We start from the raw sequence: 25,747 nt of genomic DNA, 5'->3' as shown, positions 1-25,747 counted from the left end.
CAGGTGCATCCGATTGAGATGCCCTCGCGATGGTGAACACCAAGCGGGGGTTTCTTTCTTATTGTCCATCAGAAGGGGGAAGCGAAATGAATTTAGCAGGAAAAACGATTTGTCTGGGTGTGTCCGGAGGGATCGCTGCATATAAGGCCTGTGCACTGACTAGCAAACTGACGCAAAAGGGAGCGGATGTGCATGTCATCATGACAAAGCATGCCGCCGAATTCGTAACGCCGCTTACGTTCCAAGCCTTATCCCGTAACCCGGTATATATGGATACTTTTGATGAAAAGCATCCGGAAAAAATCGCCCATATCGATTTGGCTGATAAGGCAGATATATTCCTATTGGCTCCGGCAACAGCCAACCTGATCGGGAAGCTTGCCAATGGTATCGCGGATGATATGCTGACGACGACATTGCTTGCGACCGAGGCCCCTGTCTATATAGCGCCTGCCATGAATGTCCATATGTACGCGCATCCTGCCGTAATCCGTAATGTGCAGCAGCTGGATGATTGGGGCTATCGCTTCATCGAACCGGAAGCAGGTTATCTGGCATGCGGCTATGTCGGCAAAGGCAGATTGGAGGAGCCGGAGTCCATTATCCGGATCCTTGAAGAACAAACGGAGTCCAAACGTGATTTGGAAGGTAAACGCGTGTTGATCACTGCCGGGCCGACGCAGGAATCGGTCGATCCGGTTCGTTTCTTTACGAATCATTCCTCGGGCAAAATGGGCTATGCCCTTGCCGAAGCTTGCGCAAAGCGCGGGGCAGACGTCACCCTTGTGAGCGGACCGACCCAGCTGGCTGCACCGCAGGGAGTCAAGCGGCTGGATATCACGAGCGCCCAGGAGATGCTCGAGCAAGTGCTGGCAGTTTATGAAGAGCAGGACATTGTCATTAAAGCTGCCGCAGTCGCCGATTACCGGCCGGCGCGGACATTTGATTCCAAAATGAAGAAAAAGGATGGCAATTTGTCCATTGAAATGGAACGAACGACCGATATCCTTCAAACGCTTGGACAGCGGAAGCAGCATCAATTCCTTGTCGGCTTTGCGGCAGAGACAGATAACGCCGTGGCATACGGCAAAGGCAAGCTAGAGCGCAAGCGGCTGGATGCCATTTGCGTTAATACAGTCGGGAAAGCGGACAGCGGTTTCCAGTCCGACACCAATGAAGTGATTTACTTGAATAAAGTAGGCAAGGAAAAGCATCTCCCTTCTGAAACGAAGAAACAGATCGCTCACCGGATTTTGGATGAAATCCTGGAAGATATGGAGGCTGACAGAAAATGAACATCGCGAAGGTTGTTGTCGACGTCCCGGCCAGTCAGACCGACCGCGTGTATGATTATCTGATTCCCGAGAATATGATCGGCGTCCTGCAGCCGGGCATGCGTGTCGTCGTACCTTTCGGAAATCGCCGCATCATGGGTTTTGTCCTGGAGATCGGCAGTTCTGCCGAAGTGGACAGGCTCAAGGAAATACAGGAAATGATGGATTTGCTTCCGGCACTGACACCTGAATTGCTCGATTTGGGAGTATGGATGGGAGAGCAGACTTTGAGCTTCCACATCACTGCCCTCCAGGCGATGCTGCCCCAAGCAATGAAGGCGAAATATCGGAAACTGCTCATTCGGACAGGGGAGGTGCCAGAACCACTGCAGCCGCTGTTCCTGGAGGGAGACACTGCTGATTTCGAACAGTTCGAGCATAGCGGCGTATCCTTGGCCACGCTCCAGCAAGCAATCAAGGCCGGGCAGATCGAGCTGCACTATCAAGTCAACTCCAAGGAAACGAAGAAAACAATCCGGATGGTGGATGCCAAGAAGAGTGCAGAAGAACTTCAGGAGGCATTGGAGTCCGTGAATGCCCGTGCCATGAAACAAAGAGCGCTGCTTGAGCATTTCATCGAAGAGCCAGCACCGATCGCGCAGAAGCAATTGCTCGACATGTATGAGACGACAGCTTCTACCCTCAAGCCATTGCTGGAAGCGGGCTTGCTCCGGACATATGACAAGGAAGTGCTCCGCGATCCATACGAGGATAGGCAGATTGAACGCACAAAGCCGCTGCAGCTTTCCGATTCACAGGCAAAAGCACTCGAACCGATCCTGGAAAGCATCCAGACAGAATCACATGAGGTATTCCTGCTGCATGGCGTGACGGGGAGCGGGAAAACGGAAGTATATTTGCAGGCCATACAGCAGGTACTGGAAAAAGGTCAGGAAGCCATTGTGCTCGTTCCCGAAATTGCACTTACCCCCCAGACAGTGAATCGATTCAAAGGAAGATTCGGTTCTGATGTTGCCGTTCTCCATAGTGCATTATCCGCTGGTGAGAAATATGATGAGTGGCGGAAAATTCAGCGCAAGCAGGTGAAAGTGGCTGTAGGCGCAAGATCTGCCATCTTCGCTCCCTTCGAGAATGTAGGTATCATCATCATTGATGAAGAGCATGAAACAAGCTACAAGCAGGAAGATCATCCGAAATACCACGCCAGGGACATTGCTGTTTTTCGCGGGAAATATCATCATGCTCCCATTGTTCTTGGCAGTGCGACTCCGTCCCTGGAATCGTTTGCCCGAGCTGAAAAAGGAGTCTACCATATGCTGGAGCTGCCGGAACGTGTGAACCAGGCGGCGATGCCGGATTATCAGATCATCGATATGCGTGATGAACTGCATGCAGGCAACCGATCGATCTTTTCCCGGGATTTGCTGGAACAGATGAAGGAGCGGCTCGTCAGGAAGGAACAAACCGTACTGTTCCTGAATCGCCGCGGCTACAGCACATTTGTCATGTGCCGCGACTGCGGACATACGGTGGAGTGCCCGCACTGTGATATCACATTGACTTACCATCGGAGCAGTGAACAGCTAAAATGTCATTATTGCGGCTATGAAGAGCCGATTCCTTCGATTTGTCCGGCTTGCGAGAGTGATACGATCCGCTACTTCGGAACGGGTACCCAAAAGGTGGAAGAAGCGCTGACGCAGCTGCTCCCGGAAGCACGTGTCATTCGGATGGATGTCGATACGACAAGAAGAAAAGGTGCACATGAAAAACTGCTTGGGGCCTTTGGCAGAGGCGAGGCTGATATTCTGCTCGGCACCCAGATGATCGCTAAGGGGCTGGATTTCGAAAAAGTGACCCTTGTAGGTGTCCTGGCAGCGGACTCGATGCTGCATCTGCCTGACTTCCGGGCGGCGGAGAAGACATTCCAGCTGCTGACACAGGTGAGCGGGAGGGCAGGACGGCATAGTTTGCCCGGTGAAGTCATCATCCAGACTTATTCTCCGGAACATTATAGTGTCGAATTAGCTGCAGCAGGCGATTACCGCCCGTTTTTCCAAACGGAAATGCAAACACGGCGGACCTTCCAATATCCCCCTTACTATTATCTGGCCCTGATGACCATCAGCCACCAGAACCAAGTGAAGGCGATGCAGACGACACAGACGATCGTCCAGCTGCTGCGGAAGCATCTGTCCGACCAAGTCCGGATACTCGGGCCGACTCCATCGCCGCTGGCGCGGATCAAGGATAGATATCGCTTCCAGTGCATGGTAAAATACAAAAACGAACCGAACCTTCGGGATGTGATCAGGAGGATCCTCCATCACTACGAAGACGCACGGAAAAAAGAAGATTTGCAAATACATGTTGATTTACAGCCGTATTCGCTCATGTAGGAAAGGAGCTTATTAGAATGAAACGAATCGTATTCATGGGTACACCGGACTTTGCGGTGCCCGTACTGAAACAGCTGACAGAGGAAGATTGCGAGGTGGTGCTCGTCGTCACCCAGCCTGATCGCCCGAAAGGACGCAAACGCATCCTCACCAGCTCACCTGTGAAGGAGGAAGCTCTGAAACACGGGATCCCGGTTTATCAGCCGGAAAAAATCAAGGAAAGTTATGAAGAAATCTTTTCCTATGAGCCTGACTTGATCGTAACGGCTGCGTTCGGCCAGATATTGCCGAAGGAGCTGCTTGATTTTCCGGAGTATGGCTGTATCAATGTGCATGCCTCCTTGCTGCCGGAACTCCGCGGAGGGGCGCCGATCCATTACGCCATCCAGCAAGGGAAAGCGGAAACAGGCGTCACCATCATGTACATGGTGGAAAAACTGGATGCAGGCGATATGCTGCTGCAGCGTTCCGTCCCGATTACAATGGAAGATCATGTTGGTACGATGCATGATAAATTGGCGGTCCTGGGTGCGGAAATGGTCCATGATATCCTTCCTGATATCTTTGCTCGAAAAGTGACCCCGATCAAGCAGGATGAGGACAAGGTGACCTTTGCCCCGACAATCAAACGGGAGCAGGAAGTGATTGATTGGAGCCGTTCGAATTGGGAAGTATTCAACCATATCCGCGGCATGCATCCATGGCCGGTCGCCTTCACCACTTATAAAGGGAAGCCCTTCAAAGTATGGTGGAGCGAGCTTCTGGAACGGAAGTACGACGGGGAACCAGGGCAAATCGCTGCAATCGGGTCAGATGGCATCGTCGTTATTTGCGGGGACAATACAGCTGTAAAATTGACCCAGGTGCAGCCGGCAGGCAAGAAACAAATGACTGCAGGTGATTATTTGCGGGGTGTCGGCAAGGATATGCAAGTCGGGGAAAGGCTGGGCGAGCATGAAGAAGTATGAACTGCGTGACACAGCTGTCACATTGCTGACCAGGATCGGGGATCAAGGCGGTTACAGCCATCTGCTCCTTGACCAGGCGATTCGAAACAAAGATTTTGACAGCAGGGATGCGGCCCTGCTGACCGAAATCGTTTATGGAACGTTGTCTTATAAATTGACATTGGAGTATTTCCTTGGCCAGTTTGTGTCAAAGAAATTGGAAACATGGGCAAAATGGCTCCTGCTGTCTGCTTTTTATCAGATGTACGCGCTCGATCGGGTACCTGATCATGCAGTCATCCATGAATCTGTCGAAATCGCCAAACAGCGGGGCCATAAAGGGATTGCATCACTCGTGAATGCTGTACTGCGCAATGTGCAGCGAAAAGGTTTTCCGGATCTGGATGAGATCAAGGACCCGGCAGAGCGCATTTCATTGGAGACGAGTCATCCTCGCTGGTTGGTGGAGCGCTGGATCGCACAATACGGAGAGAAAACAGCGCGTGAGATGTGTGCTGTGAATCAGGTGGAGAAACCGATAAGCGTCCGGGTGCAGCCGCTGCTTACTTCGCGTGAGGAGGCGATGGAGGAACTGGAATCCCAAGGATTCACTGTCCGTCCTTCTGTCATCGATGCGCAAGGAATCATCATTGAGAAAGGCAATATCCTGAAAAGCGACCTATTCCTCTCCAATCAAGTTACCGTGCAGGATCAAACGAGTATGCTTGCCGGTCGGATGGTGGATGCGGCAGCCGGTATGACAGTGCTGGATGCGTGCAGTGCGCCAGGCGGCAAGACGACCCATATTGCGGAAACGATGGAGGATCAAGGCAGGCTTTTTGCATATGACCTGCATGCCAAGAAAGCGAAACAGGTCCAGCAGAAAGCAGAGAAGCTCAAGCTGACGATCATCGAGGCCAACCAGGCAGATGCCCGCAACCTGCAGGAAAAACATGAACAAGAAAGTTTCGACCGCATTTTGCTTGATGCCCCGTGTTCCGGACTGGGTGTGCTCAGGGGAAAACCAGATATCAAGTATCACAAGTCCGAACAAGACGTATTGTCGCTTACTTCCATTCAGGCTGACTTACTGGAAGAGGTAGCACCGCTTTTGAAAATAGGCGGGAAGCTTGTCTACAGTACTTGTACTGTAGATCAAGCAGAGAATGAACAAGTTGTCCGCGCTTTCCTGATGGAGCACCCCGAATTCGAAGTCGACCCGGATTTCCGTGATGATTTGCCGCAGGCCATTCAGGGTGCGCCAGGTTTGACAGAGGCGGGTTTGCAGATTTTCCCGCAGGATTTCAATACGGATGGCTTTTTCCTTGTCCGGCTTGTTAGAAAAGGGTAAGAAATGTGGTAGGATAAACTTGGAGCAGCAAACAGACTGCATATAGATGAGGTGAAAAGCGTGAGAGGTTTTTTCATTACCGACCGTGGCCAGATCAGAAGTCATAATGAGGATGCAGGCGGAGTGTTCTCTAATTCCCATAAACAGCATCTAGCTGTGATTGCCGATGGAATGGGCGGACATAAAGCAGGTGATGTCGCCAGTCAGCTGGCGATTTCCAATTTGCGCAGCTGGTGGGAATCAGCAGAGAGCTTCGATTCCCCTAAGCAGGCCGAAGAGGCAATCAAGCAGGCAATCAAGGATGTCAATCTTCGTGTTTATGAAGAGTCGCGTCAGAGCGAGGAATTGTCGGGGATGGGAACGACGATTGTTGCAGCCGTTTGTACGGATGATTTTGTGACGATTGCCCATATCGGGGACAGCCGCTGCTATCTGCTGAATGAAGAGGGCTTCAAGCAAGTGACGGAAGACCATTCCCTTGTAAATGAATTGGTACGATCAGGCCAGATCACGGAACAGGATGCCGAGCACCATCCACGCAAGAATGTTCTGCTGCGCGCGCTGGGAACCGATCAGGAAGTGGAGATGGATCTGGTGTCCATCACCTGGGAAGCTGGCGACCGCCTGCTGTTATGCTCGGATGGACTATCAAATAAACTGGATAAGCAGGAGCTTCTGCAATATCTCACATCCGGGGAAGAGATCGAAAATATTGCTTCGCGGCTCGTGACGATTGCCAACGAGCGAGGCGGGGAAGATAATATTTCATTGATCATAGCCGATTTGGCTGATACACCTGTCCGGGAGGGTGCTTAGCATGCTCGAAGGACGTACGCTGAATGAACGGTACGAAATACACCGTCTGATCGGCGGAGGCGGTATGGCAAATGTCTATTTGGCCCAGGATATCATTCTCGATCGTGAAGTTGCCGTCAAAGTCCTGAAATTGGAATATGCCAACGATGATGAATTCATCGCCAGATTCCACCGGGAAGCCCATGCGGCTACCAGTCTTTCACATCCGAATATCGTCACGATATATGACGTCGGCGATGAAGATGGCATTTACTACATGGTCATGGAATACGTCAGCGGAATGACATTGAAGCAATACATACACACCCATGGTTCCGTCGTGGTGCCTGACACTGTAGATATCATGAAACAGGTCACCTCTGCTATTTCCCATGCCCACGCCAATGGAATCGTCCATCGCGATATCAAGCCGCAGAATATCCTGATCGATGATTATGGCAAGGTGAAGGTGACTGACTTTGGAATTGCCACAGCCTTGAGTGCGACGTCTTTGACTCAGACGAATGCCATGCTGGGTTCTGTCCACTATCTTTCCCCTGAACAGGCAAGGGGAGGCATCGCAACAAAGAAGTCGGATGTGTATTCCCTTGGTATCGTCATGTTTGAGCTGCTTACCGGCCGTCTGCCTTTTTCCGGGGAATCAGCGGTGAGCATTGCTTTGAAGCATTTGCAGACGGAAACGCCATCCGTCAGACGCTGGACGGGGGATATTCCCCAAAGCGTGGAGAATATCGTGCTGAAGGCCACCACGAAAGATCCTTTTTATCGTTATACGAGCACCTATGATATGGAAGCCGATCTGGAAACATGCCTTGATCCGGCAAGAGCGGATGAACCGCGGTTCACGCCGCCTAAGGACGATGGGGAAACGACCAAAGCCATTCCGATCATTTCGGAGAAGGACCTTAACAAGGCGTCATTGGCCGACACGATCGTACATAACGGTCATACGAATCCGCCGGGGCAAGCGGAGAAGCCGAAAAAGAAGAAAAAGCGCTGGAAGGTCCTTTTGTGGATAGCTGTCATTATTTTAGTGCTTGCTGGTACCGGTGTAGGCTTGGTACTGGCGACGGCCCCGAAGGAAGTCACGATGATCGATGTGACTGGGGATTCTTATGCGGATGCGGTTGATAAGCTGTCCGAACGGGATCTGCATGTGAAACGTGAAGCAACGGCATCGGATACAGTGGAAGAAGGAAATGTCGTCAAAACGGATCCTTCAGCCGGCAGTAAAATCAAGGAAGGAACCAGTGTCACGGTCTACACAAGCATCGGCAAGGAAAAAGAAGAGTTCGATGATTACGAGGGCAAATCATTCTCCCAGGTGGAAAAACTGTTGAATGATAAGGGCTATAAAAATGTACGCTCATATGAAGAGTTCTCGGATGAACCGGTAGGGACAATCATCTCCCAGATCCAGCCTCAGGCAGGATCCAAAGTGGTTCCGGAGGACACGACGGTCATTTTTGAAGTGAGCAAGGGACCAGAGGCAGTGACATTGACGGATCTGACCGGGATGACGGAGGAAGAGGCCCAATCCTATCTGGATAAGAATGATCTTGATGGCAATTTCATCGAACAGCCATCGGACGAAGTCGATGAAGGTGTCGTGATCCGTCACGATCCGGGAGCGGGGCAATCGATTGAAGAAAATGGCAGTGTCGATCTGTATGTCTCGACCGGTCCGGAGAATCTGCCTCCTGCCACGCACACAGTGACATTCACTGTCCCTTATCAGCCTGAAGATGCAGGGATGGGGGATGAGGAACAGACGGATGAGGGACAGGAGGATTCGGTCCCTCAGATTGTTCAGATTTATGTCGGCGATGCCGATCATGATGTCACGGAGCTTTATGATGAACGGGCGATCACGGAGGATGAGGAGATTACACTGACACTGAGCATACCGGCAGGCGGTGAAGCCGAATACCGCGTACTGCGGGATGATGAAGTATTCTTGGAAAAAACGGTTCCGTATGAAGACAGGGAAGGTGAATAAATGCCATCAGGTAAGATTATGAAAGCATTGAGCGGGTTTTATTATGTTCTCACGGATGAGGGAGAGACCTATCAATGTCGTGGCAGAGGTGTATTTCGCAAACAAAAAATAACGCCGCTTGTCGGTGATGAAGTGGAATTCGAAGCGGAAACAAAGCAGGAGGGCTATGTGCTGGACGTCCTTCCGCGGAAAAACGAGCTCGTCAGGCCGCCGATCGCAAATATCGATCAGGCCATCATCGTAACATCGGCGGCACAGCCGGATTTCAGTACGGCATTACTCGATCGATTCCTTGTTTTAGTGGAATCGAAGCATATCGAGCCAGTCATTTTCATTACGAAAATGGACATGCTGTCTGCCGATGGGATGGCCGAGATAGAAGCGTTCAAGGACGATTATCAACAGATCGGATACCCGGTCGAGATGCTGTCCTCCAAGGAAGAGACAAACTTGGATCGAGTGAAGCTGCATATGAAAGACAAAATCTCGGTGATTGCGGGACAGTCTGGGGTCGGTAAATCATCGATGCTCAACGCGATCGATCCGCGGCTGGAGCTGGAAACAAAAGAAATATCCGAAAGTCTTGGACGCGGCCGCCATACGACAAGGCATGTGGAGCTTATACCGATTGGAGGCGGCCTTGTCGCAGATACACCAGGATTCAGTTCACTGGAGTTCACTGAATTGGAAGCCGAAGAACTGCCGTCATGCTTCCCGGAATTCAGGGAGCGGGAAGATAGCTGTAAATTCAGGGGCTGTATGCATCACAAGGAACCTAAATGCGCAGTGAAGCAAGCGGTCGGCGCAGGGGAGATTCCAGAGTACCGCTATATGCATTACCTGCAGTTCCTTGAGGAAATCAAATCGAGAAAGCCGAGGTATTAATGATGACAAAAATCGCACCATCCATTCTTTCAGCTGACTTTGCCAATTTGGCTATGGAAATCCGTGACGTGGAAAAAGGCGGAGCCGATTACATCCATGTCGATGTGATGGACGGCCATTTTGTTCCGAATATTACGATCGGGCCGCTTATCGTGGAGGCGATTCGTCCTGTGACTGATCTTCCGCTGGATGTTCATCTGATGATAGAGAAGCCCGAGCAATATATCGAAGTTTTCGCCAAGGCCGGTGCCGATATCATCACTGTCCATCAGGAAGCTTGCATCCACCTGCACCGGACGATCATGATGATCAAGGAACAGGGAGTCAAGGCGGGGGTCGTGTTGAACCCGGCAACGCCTGTCGGTTTGATAGAAGAAATGTTGCCTGAGGTAGATATGGTGCTTTTGATGACGGTCAATCCAGGTTTTGGCGGCCAAAGCTTCATCCCTTCCGTATTGAAGAAGGTGGAAGAATTAGCAAGGCTTCGTGCTGCACTTGAACTCGATTTCGAAATCGAAATCGATGGCGGTGTGAACACTGAAACGGCTAAACTATGTACGGATGCTGGTGCGGATGTACTTGTTGCCGGCAGTGCGGTTTATGGCAAGGAAGACCGGGCTGCGGCAATTGCAGCAATCCGGGAAGCGGCTGAATGACAGATGGGAGCAAAGCGGAGTATCGGGCTGGTCGGCGGAGCGGGCAGCCTGCCGGATTTACACGCTGAACAGCATCATATCTGGATAGGGGCGGATGCTGGTGCAAAAGCGCTGGCATCTGCCGGCATCCGGATGAAACTGGCTGTAGGGGATTTCGATTCGGTGTCGGAGGAGGACCTGGCGATGATCCGGCAATATGCCGATCAAGTCCTTGTGTATCCTCCGGAAAAAGATGAAACGGATTTCGAACTGGCAATCCGTCACGCGCAAGAACTCGGTGCAAGTGAAGTGACGGTCTATGGAGTGACTGGCGGAAGGCTTGATCATGAGCTCATCAACATCCAGATGCTGTACAGGCTGCTTGATGCATTCGATGAGGCTGTCATCATCGACAGGCAGAACATGATCCGCATGCATCGGCCAGGTACATACCAAACAAAACAAGATGATGCATACCGTTATGTATCATTTCTTTCCTTCTCCGAGCAAGTTGATGGTCTAACCTTGACCGGCTTTAAATATCCTTTAACAGATGCTTCGATCCATTGGGGCGGGACACTGTCCATCTCCAATGAGCTTGTTGCACAAACTGGTACTTATTCATTCACCTCAGGCATAGTAATAATGATAAAGAGCAAGGATGTTTAAAAGCTACAGCGTTAGGCTGCTCAGGAAAAAGGAGGAAGGGGAACTTATGAAATTCTATACCTTTAAACTCCCGAGGTTCATCGGTGGCTTTGTCCGCGTCATTATCGGAACGTTTAAAAAAGATTAGCACGAAAAAAAGCACTCCTTTCGAAAAAGGGTGCTTTTTTTGTCGCATGCGAATGCTACCATAAAAGTATTTTAGAAATGCTATTTATACGCGTTCGATGTTACCTTTTTTAAGCGCACGAGCTGATACGTAAACTTTTTTGGGTTTACCATCAACAAGGATGCGAACTTTTTGAACGTTTGCTTTCCAAGTACGTTTATTAGCGTTCATGGCATGAGAACGAGCATTACCAGAACGAGTAGTGCGTCCTGTGATTACACATTTGCGTCCCATGTTATCCCTCCTAATATGACGAGTAGTTTGTAACACTAAACAAATTTATCACAACTCGGCATGTAATGCAATAATCTAACAAAAATATATCAAGAAAATTTACTTGACAGTATGATGTTTAGCTGGCATTGTAGAAAGGGCTATTTTTAATCCGCTTTCAAATGAAGCTTCCATATAGTATAGTAGGAATATATTTGAGAAGCGTTAGGAGGAGCCGCATGAGCCTTCATCTGACTACAGAGGATGGAAGAATCACGATTGCAACGGATGTAATCGCAACATTGGCTGGAAGTGCCGCGGTAAAATGCTATGGCATCGTCGGTATGGCTTCCAGACATCAATTACGTGACGGCATAGCAGAAATACTCCGCAGGGAGAACTATTCAAAAGGAATAGTCGTGACCCAGGCGGACAACAAAGTCCAGATCGACTTGCACATCATTGTAAGTTATGGAACCAAAATATCCGAGGTCGCACATAATGTGCAATCCCAAGTGAAATATACATTGGATCGGGCATTGGGCGTGCTGACGAGCTCTGTGAACATTTATATTCAAGGCGTCAGTGTTTCTGCAGACTAGAATAGCCGGCAGATTTAAGGAGGAAACAGTTTGAGTGTTGGAAATGTGGATGGGAAGACATTTGCGGGAATGCTGCTGACCGGTGCACAGCATCTGGCTGATAACGCCAAGACGATTGATGCATTGAATGTATTTCCCGTACCGGATGGCGATACAGGTACAAACATGAACTTGACGATTACATCGGGGGCGAAGGCTGTCCAGGAAACGGACAGTGAGGAAGTCGGTGTGATCGCTTCGGCCTTTGCCAAAGGGTTGCTGATGGGAGCAAGGGGGAATTCGGGTGTCATTCTCTCACAGCTTTTCCGAGGTTTTGCAAAAGCGCTGGAAGGAAATAAGGACCTGACTGCAGGCAAGTTTGCCCATGCATTGGATGCTGGTGTTAAAACTGCATATAAAGCAGTCATGAAACCTGTCGAAGGGACGATCCTGACAGTAGCGAAGGATGCAGCGGCGGCAGCTGTTGAAAAATCAAGGGCGGAAGCCGATCCGGTCGAGCTGTTCAGATTTGTGGTGGAAGCTGCAAAGCAAAGCCTGAGCCGTACACCCGATTTGCTTCCTGTTCTCAAGGAAGTCGGTGTTGTGGATAGCGGGGGTCAAGGACTGGTCACGGTTTATGAAGGTTTCCTTGCTGCTTTGACGGGTGAAGAACTTCCGGCTGAGGTGCAGCATGGCAAGATGGAGAATCTTGTGAGTGCAGAGCATCACAAGCAAGCGCAGGACTTTTTGGATACAGCCGATATCACATATGGCTATTGCACGGAATTCATGGTCAAATTCGAAGCGGACAAGCTGAAGGAGAATCCATTCGATGAACAGGCTTACCGGGAGGAATTGAACGGTAGAGGTGATTCCTTGCTGGTCGTGGCTGATGAGGATGTCGTGAAGGTGCATATCCATACGGAATATCCAGGGGAAGTCATGACATACAGCCAGAAGTTCGGCAGCTTGATCAATATGAAGATCGAGAATATGCGGGAACAGCATGCAGCGATCGTCGGTAAAAAAGAAAAGCAGGAACGCAACCGCCATGGCATTGTCACCGTTGCGATGGGGGATGGCGTGAAGGCGTTGTTTGAAAGCCTTGGGGCGAATATCGTCATTTCAGGCGGACAGACGATGAACCCGAGCACACAGGATATTGCCGATGCCATCAAAGCAGCGAATGCTGATTCTGTCTATATATTGCCCAATAACAAGAACATCATAATGGCAGCGGAGCAGGCAGCTAAAATGGCGGAAGTGCAAGCATTTGTTGTCCCGACGAAGACGATTCCTCAAGGTATGCGTTCTTTGCTTGCCTTTGATGCTTCCCAAGAGGCAGACAACAATGCCGAAGCTATGATAGAAGCAATTTCGCAAGTGAAATCCGGACAAGTGACACATGCTGTTCGTGATACGACAATCGAAGGTGTCGCAATCAAGGAAGGACAATTCATTGCTATTTTGGAAGGTAAGATCATTTCCGCTGCTTCTTCTGCGGACGAAGCCCTTGAGCTCTTGCTTGGGCAGATGGTCACTGACGAAGATGAATTGATTACGGTTATCCGCGGGGAAGATGCGGCCGGAACGGATGACCGCCTGGAGGATTTCGTCGAAGAGGAATTCCCGGAGGCGGAGCTGGAAATCCATGAAGGCAATCAGCCTGTATACACGTACTTGGTCGCAGTTGAATAAGAGTGGGGAAAGCTCCTTGACAGGAGCTTTTTTCATTGGTTGCAGTAGGAACATATGTGTGATGCATGATAAAATAGACACAGGAGGAGTGAGCCTATGAAATATCAATCCGTATTCGATATCATCGGACCGGTCATGGTCGGTCCATCCAGTTCCCATACTGCCGGCGCTGCCCGTATCGGGCGTGCCGCAAGATTGATTTACGGGAAAGAGCCGACTTGGGCGACGATTCATTTATACGGTTCATTTGCAAAGACGTATCGCGGGCATGGTACTGATTTGGCGATTGTCGGCGGTTTGCTTGGTTATGACACCGATGATGACCGGATCAGGTTCGCACTGGAAACAGCTGACAAACGAAATATGAAAATAGAATTCATTGAAGATACAGCTGCCACTGAACATCCAAACACGGCAAGGGTGAAGCTGGGTACAGACGATGGCAGCATGGAGCTGGTCGGTGTTTCCATCGGCGGCGGAAAAGTGGAAATCACGGAGCTTAACGGATTTGAACTGCGTATGTCAGGAAATAAACCGGCTATTTTGATCATGCACAATGATCGCTTTGGTGCAATAGCTTCTGTGACACAAATATTGGCACAGCACGAAATCAATATTGCGCATATGGAGGTTTCCCGGAAGGATGTCGGGAAGGATGCGCTTATGGTGATCGAGACGGATCAGAATGTGGAGGATGATGTCATGCACATTCTGGAGAAAGCGTCTCATATCAATCGTGTATCGCGATTGATCAATTGAACAGGAGGAGTGACATATGTTTCGCAATGTAGCGGAATTGCTTGAACAAGCAAATGCGGACAGCATATCGATATCGGAGGTCATGATACGGCAGGAGATGGATATCCATCAGCGTTCCCGCGAGGACGTCATGGGACAGATGGAACGCAATCTGAAGATAATGGAAGAAGCGGTGGAGCGAGGACTGAAGGGAGTGACCTCCCATTCTGGATTGACTGGGAATGATGCCGTTTTGCTGCAGCAATACATGGCAAAAGGCAATACGCTTTCCGGTCATCTGTTATTGGATGCGGTGAGTAAAGCTGTCGCGACGAATGAAGTGAATGCAGCAATGGGGATGATCTGTGCAACACCGACTGCAGGCAGCGCCGGATGCGTGCCTGGAGCATTGTTCGCAGTGAAGGAAAGATTGAATCCCACACGCGAACAAATGGTTCGTTTTCTGTTTACCGCCGGGGCATTCGGATTCGTTGTGGCGAACAATGCCTCCATCAGCGGTGCTGCAGGAGGCTGTCAGGCTGAGGTTGGGTCTGCTGCTGCCATGGCCAGCGCAGCCGTTGTGGAAATGGCAGGAGGCACACCGGAGCAAAGCGCGGAGGCATTCGCGATAACGCTGAAGAACATGCTGGGGCTTGTTTGTGATCCGGTGGCTGGCTTGGTGGAAGTTCCATGTGTGAAACGGAATGCAGCTGGCGCTTCCAATGCCATCGTATCAGCTGACATGGCTCTGGCAGGCATCACGAGCAGGATTCCATGTGATGAGGTGATCGGAGCCATGTATCGGATCGGTCAGTCTATGCCATCGGCGCTTCGCGAAACAGCAGAAGGCGGTCTGGCAGACACGCCGACTGGACGGAGACTGGCGGCTATGATCAATGGAATTAAGAAAGGGAAAGAGTGAGGAATGTGTTGAAGCAACCGGTTGATCAGGTCAAGGGGATCGGTGCGAAGCTTGCGGAAGGATTGGCGAATATGGGGATCTTCACAGTCGAAGATCTCCTTTTTCATCTGCCATATCGCTATGACATTTTCGATGTACAGCCGCTCGCAGAACTGATTCATGACGATAAAGTGACGATTGAAGGTGAAATCGCCTCCCCGGCCCATGTGCAATACTATGGACGGAAGAAAAACAAATTGACTGTGACGCTTTTGGTTGAAAATGTTGCGGTGAAGGCGATCATGTTCAATCGTGCATTTGCCCAGAAACAGCTGCTGCCGGGCCGGAAAGTGACGATGACGGGAAAATGGGATCAGCACCGCCTGCAGATCACGGTCAGCAACTTCAAGGTCGGCGGAGCGGATGAACTGACGCCTGTCCAGCCTGTTTATGGAGTGAAGGGGTCGGTGACGGTTAGACAGCTGCAAAAAAGTGTGAAACAGGCACTGGAACAATATGACGAAGAAATCGAAGAAATCCTTCCTTCATCCTATTTGACAGCATACAAAATGCCTGATCGCAAAACAGCGCTGCAGCATATGCATTTCCCACCTGACAGAAGGGCATTGGCCCATGCGAGGAGGCGCTTCACATATGAAGAATTCCTTCTTTTCCAGCTGAAGATGCAATTCATCCGAAAACGGAAACGGGAAGCTTCTGCCGGGGGAAGCTTGGACTTTGACAATGAGAGGGTGCAAGCATTCGTTGCCACATTGCCTTTTACGCTGACCAACGCGCAGCAGCGTGTATTGAAGGAAATCATGCGTGATCTGAAATCACCATATCGAATGAATCGTCTGCTGCAAGGGGACGTTGGCTCGGGTAAAACAGCGGTTGCAGCGGTTGCGCTGTATGCGGCAGTGACAGCGGGGAAACAGGGGGCGATCATGGTGCCGACTGAAATCCTGGCTGAACAGCATGCCGAATCCCTTGCAGGCATGCTCGATGGTTTTGCTACAGTGGCACTTTTGACCGGGAGCGTCAAAGGGAAACGCCGCAAAGCTGTCCTTGAACAAATTGCCAATGGGGAAGTGGATATTTTGGTGGGGACTCATGCACTGATCCAGGAGGAAGTCCATTTCCGTGACCTTGCTCTCGCTATCGTAGATGAGCAGCATCGTTTCGGGGTTGCCCAGAGACGGACGCTTCGTGATAAAGGTCTGCATCCTGATGTGCTGTTCATGACAGCCACTCCGATACCGCGAACCCTTGCAATCACTGCTTTCGGCGACATGGACGTTTCGGCCATCGATGAAATGCCGGCCGGCCGTAAAGAAATAGAAACCTATTGGGTGAAGGAAAATACGATTGACAGGGTGCTGGATTTCATCAGGAAGGAGGTTGCAGCAGGTCATCAGGCATATGTGATCAGCCCGCTCATCGAAGAATCGGACAAGCTGGACATCCAGAATGCAGTCGATTTGCATCAGATGCTCTCGGCGGTGTTTGAGCCTGATATCCGTGTCGGACTCATGCACGGGCGTCTGCCGGCCGATGAAAAAGAAGAAGTGATGAAGGAATTCGCGGCCAATGAGACGCAAGTGCTGGTTTCGACCACGGTAGTCGAAGTAGGGGTCAACGTGCCAAATGCCACCTTGATGATCATCTATGATGCGGAGCGCTTCGGCTTATCCCAGCTGCATCAGCTTCGCGGTCGTGTGGGCCGGGGAGATGCCCAAAGCTATTGCATCCTGATAGCCGAACCGAAAGGGGAAATCGGCAAAGAGCGGATGCGCATCATGACAGAAACAAATAATGGGTTCGAGCTTTCCGAACAAGATCTGCAGCTTCGAGGACCTGGCGATTTCTTCGGTAAAAAACAGAGCGGTATACCGGAATTCAAAGTAGGCGATATGGTTCATGACTATCGTGCATTGGAAACGGCACGCAAAGATGCAGAAGAGATCATTGCGGAGAACAGACTGGAAAATGATCCGTCTTATCGCAATCTATTACAAGCCCTGGACGCAGAGTTTTCCCTGAATGGGAACGTATTGGACTAAAACGGCGGTTGCAAATTCTGGGCTGCTATTATATATTACTTTTAGTACCTAGTCTTAATTTTGGCGGTGGAGATATGAGAAGAAGCAAAAAAGAAAGACAGGACTTACTCCGGGAAACGATTGAAAAAACACCGTTCATCACAGACGAGGAATTGGCTAAGAAATTCGGCGTCAGCATCCAGACGATCCGGCTGGACAGGATGGAACTGACGATTCCGGAATTAAGGGAGCGAATCAAGCACGTTGCCAATTCCCAATGGAATGAAACCGTGAAATCCATCAATATCGATGAAGTAATCGGGGAAATCATAGATTTGGAACTGGATGAACGGGCAATCAGCATATTGGATATCAAACCAGAGCATGTTTTCACGCGGAACCAGATTGCCAGGGGGCATCATCTGTTTGCGCAGGCCAATTCCCTGGCTGTCGCGCTGATCGATGATCCGTTAGCACTCACTTTCCATTCCGAGATCACCTTCACCAGACAAGTGAAACTCCATGAGAGGGTAGTGGCAAAAGCAAAGGTGATCCGGCAGGACAGGAAGCGGACGGTCATCCAGGTGGATAGTGCTGTGGATCAAGAACAAGTATTCAAAGGTACGTTTGAGATGTTCCGCTCAAGCGTCAAAGAAGGGAAATAAGTTATGCGAATCGCAATCGATGCAATGGGGGGCGACCACGCACCGGAAGAAATAGTCAAAGGTGCCGTGCTTGCTGCAACAAAAGATGCTTCTTTGGAGCTGACACTTGTTGGGGATCAAAATAAGATCGAACCGCATCTCGGCGAGGTCCGTCCGGCGAATATCCGGATCATACATACCGAGGAGTTCATAACAGCTGATGACGAGCCTGTACGGGCCATCCGCCGCAAAAAGCAGTCATCACTTGTATTGACCGCACAGGAAGTGAAAGAAGGACGTGCGGATGCTTGCATTTCGGCAGGGAATACAGGTGCGCTGATGACGGCGGGGCTGATGATCGTAGGCCGTATCAAAGGCATTGAACGTCCAGCGTTGTCACCGACACTACCGACAGTGGATGGTAAAGGCTTTGTTTTACTCGACGTCGGTGCCAATATTGACGCAAAAGCGAATCATCTATTACAATACGGCGTAATGGGCTCCATCTATGCAGAGAAGGTCCGGGGAATAGAAAATCCGCGGGTGGGATTGCTCAATGTCGGTACGGAGGACGGCAAGGGCAATGACCTGACGAAAAAGGCATTCGAGCTTCTCAGCAAAGCACCGATCAATTTCGTCGGCAATGTCGAAGGACGGGACTTCCTTTCCGGAGATTATGATGTGGTGGTTACAGATGGTTTCAGCGGCAATATCGCCCTGAAAACGACGGAAGGTACAGCAATGATGTTCTTCTCGATGATCAAGAAAGCCTTCCTGAAGAATATGAAGACAAAACTTGCTGCCGGAATGATGAAACCCGAGCTGAAGGAACTCAAAGCCAGCACGGAGTATTCCGAATATGGCGGGGCGGCTTTGTTCGGGCTAGCTGCACCTGTTGTAAAAGCGCACGGCTCCTCCAATGCGCGTGCCATCCAGGTTGCCATCCAGCAAACAAAGCAAATGGCTGAAAAGAATGTTACAAAAATCATTGAAGAGACCATACAAGGCATCAAGAAAGATGAGGAGGAAGCATAAGTGAAACGAGTAGCTTTTGTATTTCCCGGCCAAGGCTCACAAGCAGTGGGTATGGGACAGGAAATGTATCATGCATATGAAGAAGTGAAAAGTCTATTCCAGGCTGCGGATGAACTATTGCCCCAGCCGATTACACCGCTGATGTTCGACGGACCGGCCGAAGAGCTGACAAAGACGGAAAATGCCCAGCCGGCATTGCTCCTGACAAGCGCTGCCATCTATCAAGTACTGCAAAACGAGGGCGTTCGACCTGTCGTTGCGGCTGGACATAGCTTGGGTGAATACAGTGCACTTGTTGCAGCGGGCGTATTTCGCGCCGAGGATGCGGCTGTGCTCGTCAACAAACGCGGACAGCTGATGGAAAAAGCATATCCTGCAGGACAAGGCTCCATGGCTGCAGTGCTGGGATTAAGTTTGGAAGATATCAGGGCTGCTCTTGAGACGGTTGACAAGGAGCATGGCGAAATCGTCGATGCTGCCAATATCAACTGTCCTGGCCAGGTTGTCATTTCCGGTACGAAAAAAGGAATCGAGCTTGCCGAACCGCTTTTGAAAGAAGCAGGGGCAAAACGTGTGCTTCCGCTGAATGTGAGCGGTCCATTCCATTCCAGATTGATGAAACAAGCTGCAGAGGAATTCGCATCTGTATTGGCAGATGTGGAAAAAGCAGATGCATCGATTCCGGTTTATGCGAACGTGACAGCAGAAAAAGTATTGGATCAAAAAGAAATCGAACAGCTGCTCGTGCAGCAGTTATACTCTCCGGTCCGCTTTGAAGAGACAATTGTCAACATGCTTCAAAATGATGAGCTGGATGCCATCGTGGAAGTGGGGAATGGCAAAGTGCTCAGCGGATTAGTGAAAAAAATCAGCCGCCGTACGACTACTTTCAATGTGCAAGATCCTGAATCATTGCAAGCATTCTTGGCGTGGTACAAGGAGGAAGAATGATGCTTACAGGCAAAACGGCACTTGTTACAGGTGCATCCCGGGGAATCGGCAGGGAAATCGCCTTGGAACTAGCACGTAATGGCGTGAACGTAGCGGTGAACTACTCGGGAAGCAAAGAAAAGGCAGAAGCGGTTGCCGAGGAAGTCCGCGCTCTCGGGCAGGAATCGATTGTGATCCAGGCGAATGTAGCAGAAGAAGAAAGCGTTAAAGAAATGGTCAAGCAGACCATCGAAGCTTTCGGCAGCTTGGACATACTAGTGAATAACGCCGGCATCACACGTGATAACCTGCTGATGCGCATGAAAGAATCCGAATTCGATGCGGTCATCCAGACAAATCTCAAGGGCGTGTTCCTCTGTACCAAAGCAGTCACACGTCAGATGATGAAACAAAAATCCGGACGCATCATCAATGTAGCCAGCATCGTTGGTGTGAGCGGCAATCCTGGACAGGCGAATTATGTTGCAGCCAAAGCTGGTGTCATCGGCTTCACCAAAACAGCTGCCAAGGAATTAGCCGCAAGGAATATCCTTGTGAATGCTGTCGCTCCCGGATTCATCACGACAGATATGACGGATGAGCTGACGGATGAGCAAAAACAGGCTATGCAAAGCATGATTCCGCTTGGCAAGCCGGGCAAACCGGAAGATGTCGCACGTGTCGTGCGCTTCCTTGCATCCGAGGACAGTAATTACATGACGGGCCAGACGCTGCATATCGATGGCGGTATGGTAATGTAACTGATTGAAAAAACTATAGTGTTCCGGGACAAAATGTCCTATAATACTGAAGGGAGGTGAATTTCCTATGGCAGATGTATTCGAGCAAGTAAAACAAATCGTAGTTGATCGTCTTGATGTAGACGAATCCAAAGTAACACTAGAGGCTTCTTTCAAAGAAGATCTAGAAGCAGATTCCCTTGATGTGGTGGAATTGGTTATGGAATTGGAAGATCAATTCGACATGGAAATTTCTGATGAAGATGCGGAAAAAATCGCTACTGTTGGCGACGCTGTAAACTACATAAACAGCAAACAGTAAGATTTAAATATGATGCATAGGAAAGTCCCGCTTGAATCCAGGCGGGACTTTCTCCGCATCATCACACCAATTGGAAAGTGGGGACAGCAGAATGAACTTATCTACACTGCAGGAGAAGCTCGGGATACATTTCCATGATGAAGCTTTGTTGCAGAATGCCTTGACCCATTCATCTTATGTGAATGAACATCGCCACCTGAAAAAGACGGATAACGAGCGCTTGGAATTCCTGGGCGATGCGGTACTGGAGCTTGGTGTGTCCCAATTCTTGTACAAGCATTATCCGGATATGCCGGAAGGGAATATGACGAAGCTCCGCGCTGCTATCGTCAGGGAGGAATCCCTTGTCCTGTTCGCCAAAGAAATGGATCTTGGTGCTTATGTGCTTCTCGGCAAAGGGGAAGAGCGCACCGGCGGCAGAACTCGTCCTGCGTTGCTGGCCGATGTTTTTGAGGCGTTTGTCGGTGCGTTATATCTCGACCAGGATTTCGAGGTGGTGCTTGGATTCTTCGAAAAGATCGTCTTTCCGAAAATCAGCCAAGGTGCTTTTTCACATGCGATGGATTACAAGAGCAAGCTGCAGGAGGTCATCCAGCAGGACAAGGACAAAGTGATCACGTATTCGATCATCGATGAAAGGGGCCCTGCCCACAATCGGGAGTTCGTGGCGGAGCTGAGGATCCAAGGGGATCTGGCTGGTACAGGTGTCGGCCGCACGAAGAAAGAAGCAGAACAGCAGGCTGCCAGGATTGCATTGGAAGCCCTGCAAGGATAGAAAAACGGCGGAGAACAAAGCTGCTCTCCGCCGTTTTTTATTTACGGTAATTCGCCAGCTCCTGGATGAATGCCTCTGTCTCCGAGACGGTGAGCTGTCCTTTTGATTCGATATGATCATATAATTCCTTGATTTCATGGTAATTGGCAAGCTGGTAATCCTCCGGCTGCATGATGGAGCGGTTGACGACGACAAGCCGGTCGGCAATGCCGTTGATGAGCGTGGCCAGGTTCTCCTCTGATGCTTGTTCGAGCTTCATGGGTGAGCCTCCTTTGACGTAATTGATACCTATTATGTACCTTTAGTTTATGATAAAATAAACAAGTTAAAAACGAAAGAAAAAATCAATCACAATGCAGAAATAAGCGAAAAGCTTTCATATAGGAGAATGAGTATGTTCCTGAAACGATTAGAAACCGTCGGATTCAAATCATTTGCCGAAAAAGTGACCCTGGATTTCGTGCCAGGGGTAACAGCAGTGGTAGGTCCGAACGGGAGCGGTAAAAGCAATATTACCGATGCCATCCGCTGGGTATTAGGCGAGCAGTCGGCAAAAAGCCTGCGCGGATCCAAGATGGAAGATATCATCTTCCAAGGCAGTGATACGAGAAAAGCACTGAATGTAGCGGAAGTGACACTCGTATTGGACAATGCTGACCAGACGTTACCGCTGGAGTATCAGGAAGTGAGTGTGACCAGACGGGTATTCCGTTCTGGGGAAAGCCAATTTTTGATCAACAACCAAAGCTGCCGCCTGAAGGATATCATTGATTTGTTCATGGGTTCCGGACTGGGCAGGGAAGCCTTTTCCATCATAAGTCAGGGGAAGGTGGAGGAAATCCTGAACTCCAAGCCGGAGGAGCGGCGATCGATCTTTGAAGAAGCTGCCGGCGTTTTGAAATATAAGCAGCGCAAAAAGAAAGCAGAATATAAACTAGCCGAAACACAGGAAAACCTGAACCGGGTGGAAGATATTACGTATGAAATTGAAGGTCAGCTTGAACCATTGCGGGAACAGGCTGCCATCGCAAAAGATTTTCTGGAGAAAAAAGCACAGCTGAAGGATGTCGAAATTGGATTGCTTGTTGCCGAAATCGAGCAATTACATAAGGAATGGCAAGCTGTCCTCCAGGAGCTCGGGAAGAATAAGCAGGAGCTGGAAAGTCAGAAGCAATCAATCAATGAGAAAGAGCAGCTGCTGGAGTCTGAGAAAACGGAGCTGCAGGCACTGGATGCTTCCATAGATGAATTGCAGGCTTCCTTGCTCATCGTCACACAGGAATTGGAGAATCTCGAAGGAAAGAAACAGCTGCTGAACGAACGATCCAAGCACCTGGCGGAGAACAAGGAGAAGCTGGAGAGAGACACGGAGCAGCTGGGACATACGCTCGAAAAGCAATTGAAACAGCTGGAGCAGGAACAAGCTGCACTGGCAGCGTTGGAAACGGAAAACAAGGCGATCAAGTCGGATCTCAGGACCTTGGACAAGCAGCTGTCCCGTACGCAGGAGGATCTGAGTGAACAGATCGAGGAAAAGAAAAGTGATTATATCGATTTGCTGAATGAGCAAGCCGCCAAGCGGAATGAAACGAATTCACTCCGGCAGCAGCTTACAGGGATCGATGCGAAAAAGGATCGTCAGCGTACGAAATACAAGGATGTCGTTCAGAATCGTGACGAGATCAGTGCGAAGCGGGATGAGCTGGCAGCAAGCTTGGCAGAGGCTGCTGCCAATAGGGAGCAGGCTGAGGAAAAGGCGGATTCACTCCGCTTGGAAGCTGCCAAAAAGCGTGAGCAGTATCAGGATGCACAGAGCAGGCTCTATACTGGATACCAGCATATCGAGAAGCTCCGTTCGAAGCAGGAGATGCTGCAGGAAATGAAGGAAGAGTTCCAGGGCTTCTTCCAAGGAGTGAAAGCAGTGCTCAAGGCACGCCAGGAAGAAAAGCTCGCGGGCATCGAAGGAGCTGTCATCGAATTGATCGATGTGCCTTCGGCATATGTGACTGCGATGGAAACAGCACTTGGCGGACAAGCGCAGCATATCGTGGTCGATAACGAAGCCAGTGCGCGTCAGGCAATCAACTGGCTGAAGCAGACGTCCAATGGCCGGGCGACATTTTTACCGCTATCTTCGATTCAGCCGAAGCAGATTCCGGCGAATGTAGTGGCGAATGCTGCTAATCGGGAAGGGTTTGTCGGCATTGCGGCAGATCTTATCCGGGTCGATGCAGTGTATAAGCCGGCAGTGGACTTCCTTTTGGGCAATGTTGTCATCGCAGAAGATCTTCAGCATGCCAATGCGATTGCCGCTGCCTTGGGCAGGAGGTATCGTGTCGTTACGCTGACTGGAGATGTGGTGAATCCGGGTGGATCGATGACTGGGGGAGCGCAGAAGCGCAACACGCAATCATTGTTCACCAGGGAGAAGGAAATGCAGGAAGTTACGGAAAAACTGTCCGATTTCCAAGCAAGGACGGAAGTCTTCGAACGGAAAGTAGCCCAGCTGAAAGAAGAACTTCAGCAGTTGGAGGCTTCGGCAGAAGAAACACGTCAGGACTTGAAGCAGCTGCAGGAAGCAGAGCAGGAGCTTCAAGCTGCATACACCGAAACGAATATCCGGTTCATGCATGCCAATGATAATCTTGTAATGTATGATCAGGATAATGCCCAGTATGATGCAGAACGGGAAGAGGTCGAGAAACGCATTGAGCAGCTCGAGGCCGAGCTTGCCGATTTGGATGGGCAGCTTCAGGATATACAGCAGGAAATCAGCGAGCTGACAGAAGCCCATCAGGCTTGGCAGCAGACGAAAGAGACCAAACGAAAAGAGCAGCAAGCCCTTCAGATACGTTCAGCAGAAAGTCTTGCGAAGCTGGAGAATCAGCAGCAAAGACTGGCGGAGCTTACAAAGCAGCTGGAGGAGACCAAACGGAAATACGAAGAACAGCAGCAGCTATTGCAGCAAATGGCCGAGGTTACCGGGAATGGCCAGACGGAGGAAGAGATAATCGAGTTGATCAAGGTGAAGCAGCTGCATAAGCAGCAAACGACAACCTTGATCGAAGAGCGTAAAGCCGAGCGCCAGGAGCGTCATGAGCTGGTGCAGCAAGAGGAACTCTCTGTCAAGGAAGCGAATCGTCTCCATCAGAACCTGGTCCAGCAGGTTCAGGATCAGGAGGTCCGTTCCAACCGTTTGGATGTGGAGCTTGAGAATCGTCTGATGAACTTGCAGCAAAGCTACTCCTTGACCTTTGAGAAAGCACTGGCTGCATTCGGGAGGGCGGAAGATATCGAAGCTGCCCAAACAGAAGTGAAACTCATCAAGCGTGCTATTTCAGAACTTGGTACAGTCAATGTGGGAGCGATCGAGGAGTTTGACAGAATCAATGAAAGGTACAGCTTCCTTACCGAACAGAAGGACGACCTTTATCAAGCGAAAGCGACACTGCTTGCTGTCATCGATGAAATGGATGAAGAGATGAAGCGTCTGTTCGAGGATGTGTTCACGAAGATCAAAACGGAATTCACGGAAGTATTCCGCTCGCTCTTCGGCGGCGGCCATGCAGAACTCAAGCTGACCGATTCTGGCAATCTGCTGGAGACAGGGGTCGATATCATCGCCCAGCCACCAGGCAAGAAGCTTCAGAATCTGGGGCTGCTTTCAGGCGGGGAACGTGCTTTGACAGCAATTGCCTTGCTATTCTCCATCCTGCGGGTGAGGCCTGTGCCATTCTGTATCCTGGATGAGGTGGAGGCAGCACTGGATGATGCAAACGTCAGCCGCTTTGCGCAATATATGAAGCAATTCAGTGAAAAGACCCAGTTCATTGCCATCACCCACAGAAAGGGTACAATGGAGGAGGCAGATGTCCTTTACGGTGTGACGATGCAGGAATCTGGAGTTTCCAGGCTAGTATCTGTCCGTCTGGAGGATGCACCGGCATTAGTGAAGGTATAAGAAAG

General features: G+C 50.2%; 24 protein-coding genes. 22 read left to right on the top strand and 2 right to left on the bottom strand.

What is annotated here, in order from left to right; genetic code table 11:
* Window positions 1-86 precede the first annotated feature (86 nt).
* Genes coaBC through spoVM form a run of 10 tightly spaced genes read left to right on the top strand, consistent with a single transcriptional unit; the run spans window position 87 to window position 11,123 of the window.
* Complete coding sequence (gene coaBC / locus MHI54_RS01235) at window positions 87-1,295, top strand: bifunctional phosphopantothenoylcysteine decarboxylase/phosphopantothenate--cysteine ligase CoaBC (protein WP_095214653.1); 1,209 nt, start codon at window positions 87-89, stop codon at window positions 1,293-1,295.
* The gene (gene priA / locus MHI54_RS01230; RefSeq protein WP_095214654.1) at window positions 1,292-3,694 is read left to right on the top strand and encodes a primosomal protein N'; all 2,403 of its coding nucleotides are present in this window, start codon (window positions 1,292-1,294) and stop codon (window positions 3,692-3,694) included. Before coaBC ends, priA begins: the two co-directional genes overlap by 4 nt.
* 17 nt (window positions 3,695-3,711) lie before the next feature.
* Complete coding sequence (gene fmt / locus MHI54_RS01225) at window positions 3,712-4,662, top strand: methionyl-tRNA formyltransferase (RefSeq protein WP_095214655.1); 951 nt, start codon at window positions 3,712-3,714, stop codon at window positions 4,660-4,662.
* Window positions 4,649-5,992 carry a 16S rRNA (cytosine(967)-C(5))-methyltransferase RsmB gene (gene rsmB / locus MHI54_RS01220; RefSeq protein ID WP_095214656.1) on the top strand — a complete coding sequence of 448 codons (1,344 nt, stop codon included), beginning with the start codon at window positions 4,649-4,651 and terminating at the stop codon, window positions 5,990-5,992. Before fmt ends, rsmB begins: the two co-directional genes overlap by 14 nt.
* Window positions 5,993-6,052: 60 nt before the next feature.
* A complete protein-coding gene (locus MHI54_RS01215; protein ID WP_095214657.1) occupies window positions 6,053-6,808 on the top strand; it encodes a Stp1/IreP family PP2C-type Ser/Thr phosphatase in 756 nt (251 codons plus the stop codon).
* 1 nt (window position 6,809) lies between these two features.
* Window positions 6,810-8,807: a Stk1 family PASTA domain-containing Ser/Thr kinase gene (gene pknB, locus MHI54_RS01210; protein WP_095214658.1), complete on the top strand. Its 1,998-nt coding sequence runs from the start codon at window positions 6,810-6,812 to the stop codon at window positions 8,805-8,807.
* The gene (rsgA, locus tag MHI54_RS01205; RefSeq protein ID WP_095214659.1) at window positions 8,808-9,692 is read left to right on the top strand and encodes a ribosome small subunit-dependent GTPase A; all 885 of its coding nucleotides are present in this window, start codon (window positions 8,808-8,810) and stop codon (window positions 9,690-9,692) included.
* Between the two features lie 2 nt (window positions 9,693-9,694).
* Window positions 9,695-10,348: a ribulose-phosphate 3-epimerase gene (gene rpe / locus MHI54_RS01200; RefSeq protein WP_095214815.1), complete on the top strand. Its 654-nt coding sequence runs from the start codon at window positions 9,695-9,697 to the stop codon at window positions 10,346-10,348.
* Window positions 10,349-10,351: 3 nt separating this feature from the next.
* Window positions 10,352-10,996 (top strand): thiamine diphosphokinase, encoded by a 645-nt coding sequence (locus tag MHI54_RS01195; protein ID WP_095214660.1) that lies wholly within the window; start codon window positions 10,352-10,354, stop codon window positions 10,994-10,996.
* A complete protein-coding gene (spoVM, locus tag MHI54_RS01190) occupies window positions 10,989-11,123 on the top strand; it encodes a stage V sporulation protein SpoVM (protein ID WP_340082140.1) in 135 nt (44 codons plus the stop codon). Before MHI54_RS01195 ends, spoVM begins: the two co-directional genes overlap by 8 nt.
* A gap of 84 nt (window positions 11,124-11,207) precedes the next feature.
* On the opposite strand, the gene rpmB is transcribed toward spoVM, so the two are convergent.
* Entirely contained in the window at window positions 11,208-11,396 is a 189-nt protein-coding gene (gene rpmB / locus MHI54_RS01185) for a 50S ribosomal protein L28 (protein ID WP_038560076.1), read from the bottom strand.
* Window positions 11,397-11,614: 218 nt separating this feature from the next.
* Here rpmB and MHI54_RS01180 point away from each other — a divergent pair, with 218 nt between their 5' ends.
* From MHI54_RS01180 to rnc, 11 genes are all read left to right on the top strand, one after another.
* Entirely contained in the window at window positions 11,615-11,977 is a 363-nt protein-coding gene (locus MHI54_RS01180; RefSeq protein WP_095214661.1) for an Asp23/Gls24 family envelope stress response protein, read from the top strand.
* A gap of 30 nt (window positions 11,978-12,007) precedes the next feature.
* Window positions 12,008-13,654, top strand: coding sequence for a DAK2 domain-containing protein (locus MHI54_RS01175; RefSeq protein WP_095214662.1), 1,647 nt, complete (start codon window positions 12,008-12,010; stop codon window positions 13,652-13,654).
* Between the two features lie 96 nt (window positions 13,655-13,750).
* Complete coding sequence (gene sdaAB / locus MHI54_RS01170; RefSeq protein ID WP_095214663.1) at window positions 13,751-14,413, top strand: L-serine ammonia-lyase, iron-sulfur-dependent subunit beta; 663 nt, start codon at window positions 13,751-13,753, stop codon at window positions 14,411-14,413.
* 16 nt (window positions 14,414-14,429) lie between these two features.
* Window positions 14,430-15,314 (top strand): L-serine ammonia-lyase, iron-sulfur-dependent, subunit alpha, encoded by an 885-nt coding sequence (gene sdaAA / locus MHI54_RS01165; RefSeq protein ID WP_095214664.1) that lies wholly within the window; start codon window positions 14,430-14,432, stop codon window positions 15,312-15,314.
* A 5-nt stretch (window positions 15,315-15,319) separates the two neighbouring features.
* Complete coding sequence (gene recG, locus MHI54_RS01160) at window positions 15,320-17,356, top strand: ATP-dependent DNA helicase RecG (RefSeq protein ID WP_095214816.1); 2,037 nt, start codon at window positions 15,320-15,322, stop codon at window positions 17,354-17,356.
* Between the two features lie 74 nt (window positions 17,357-17,430).
* The gene (gene fapR / locus MHI54_RS01155; protein WP_095214665.1) at window positions 17,431-18,000 is read left to right on the top strand and encodes a transcription factor FapR; all 570 of its coding nucleotides are present in this window, start codon (window positions 17,431-17,433) and stop codon (window positions 17,998-18,000) included.
* A gap of 3 nt (window positions 18,001-18,003) precedes the next feature.
* Complete coding sequence (gene plsX, locus MHI54_RS01150) at window positions 18,004-19,014, top strand: phosphate acyltransferase PlsX (RefSeq protein WP_095214666.1); 1,011 nt, start codon at window positions 18,004-18,006, stop codon at window positions 19,012-19,014.
* Window positions 19,015-19,965: an ACP S-malonyltransferase gene (gene fabD / locus MHI54_RS01145; RefSeq protein WP_095214667.1), complete on the top strand. Its 951-nt coding sequence runs from the start codon at window positions 19,015-19,017 to the stop codon at window positions 19,963-19,965.
* Entirely contained in the window at window positions 19,962-20,705 is a 744-nt protein-coding gene (fabG, locus tag MHI54_RS01140) for a 3-oxoacyl-[acyl-carrier-protein] reductase (RefSeq protein WP_095214668.1), read from the top strand. The genes fabD and fabG overlap by 4 nt, the downstream gene beginning before the upstream one ends.
* 67 nt (window positions 20,706-20,772) lie before the next feature.
* The gene (acpP, locus tag MHI54_RS01135) at window positions 20,773-21,006 is read left to right on the top strand and encodes an acyl carrier protein (protein ID WP_340082139.1); all 234 of its coding nucleotides are present in this window, start codon (window positions 20,773-20,775) and stop codon (window positions 21,004-21,006) included.
* Between the two features lie 91 nt (window positions 21,007-21,097).
* A complete protein-coding gene (gene rnc, locus MHI54_RS01130) occupies window positions 21,098-21,781 on the top strand; it encodes a ribonuclease III (RefSeq protein ID WP_095214670.1) in 684 nt (227 codons plus the stop codon).
* 37 nt (window positions 21,782-21,818) lie between these two features.
* Here the strand turns inward: rnc and MHI54_RS01125 are convergent, their stop codons facing one another.
* Window positions 21,819-22,040 carry a DUF1128 domain-containing protein gene (locus tag MHI54_RS01125; protein ID WP_095214671.1) on the bottom strand — a complete coding sequence of 74 codons (222 nt, stop codon included), beginning with the start codon at window positions 22,038-22,040 and terminating at the stop codon, window positions 21,819-21,821.
* 135 nt (window positions 22,041-22,175) lie between these two features.
* On the opposite strand from MHI54_RS01125, the gene smc reads away from it, so the two are divergent.
* Window positions 22,176-25,742, top strand: a complete 3,567-nt coding sequence (smc, locus tag MHI54_RS01120; RefSeq protein WP_340082138.1) for a chromosome segregation protein SMC — start codon at window positions 22,176-22,178, stop codon at window positions 25,740-25,742.
* Window positions 25,743-25,747: the final 5 nt, after the last annotated feature.

The organism is Terribacillus sp. FSL K6-0262 (genome assembly GCF_037977385.1).
GTDB lineage: Bacteria > Bacillota > Bacilli > Bacillales > Amphibacillaceae > Terribacillus.
The sequence above is the reverse complement of the archived record's forward strand: the minus strand, read 5'-3'. Positions and strand labels throughout refer to the sequence as shown.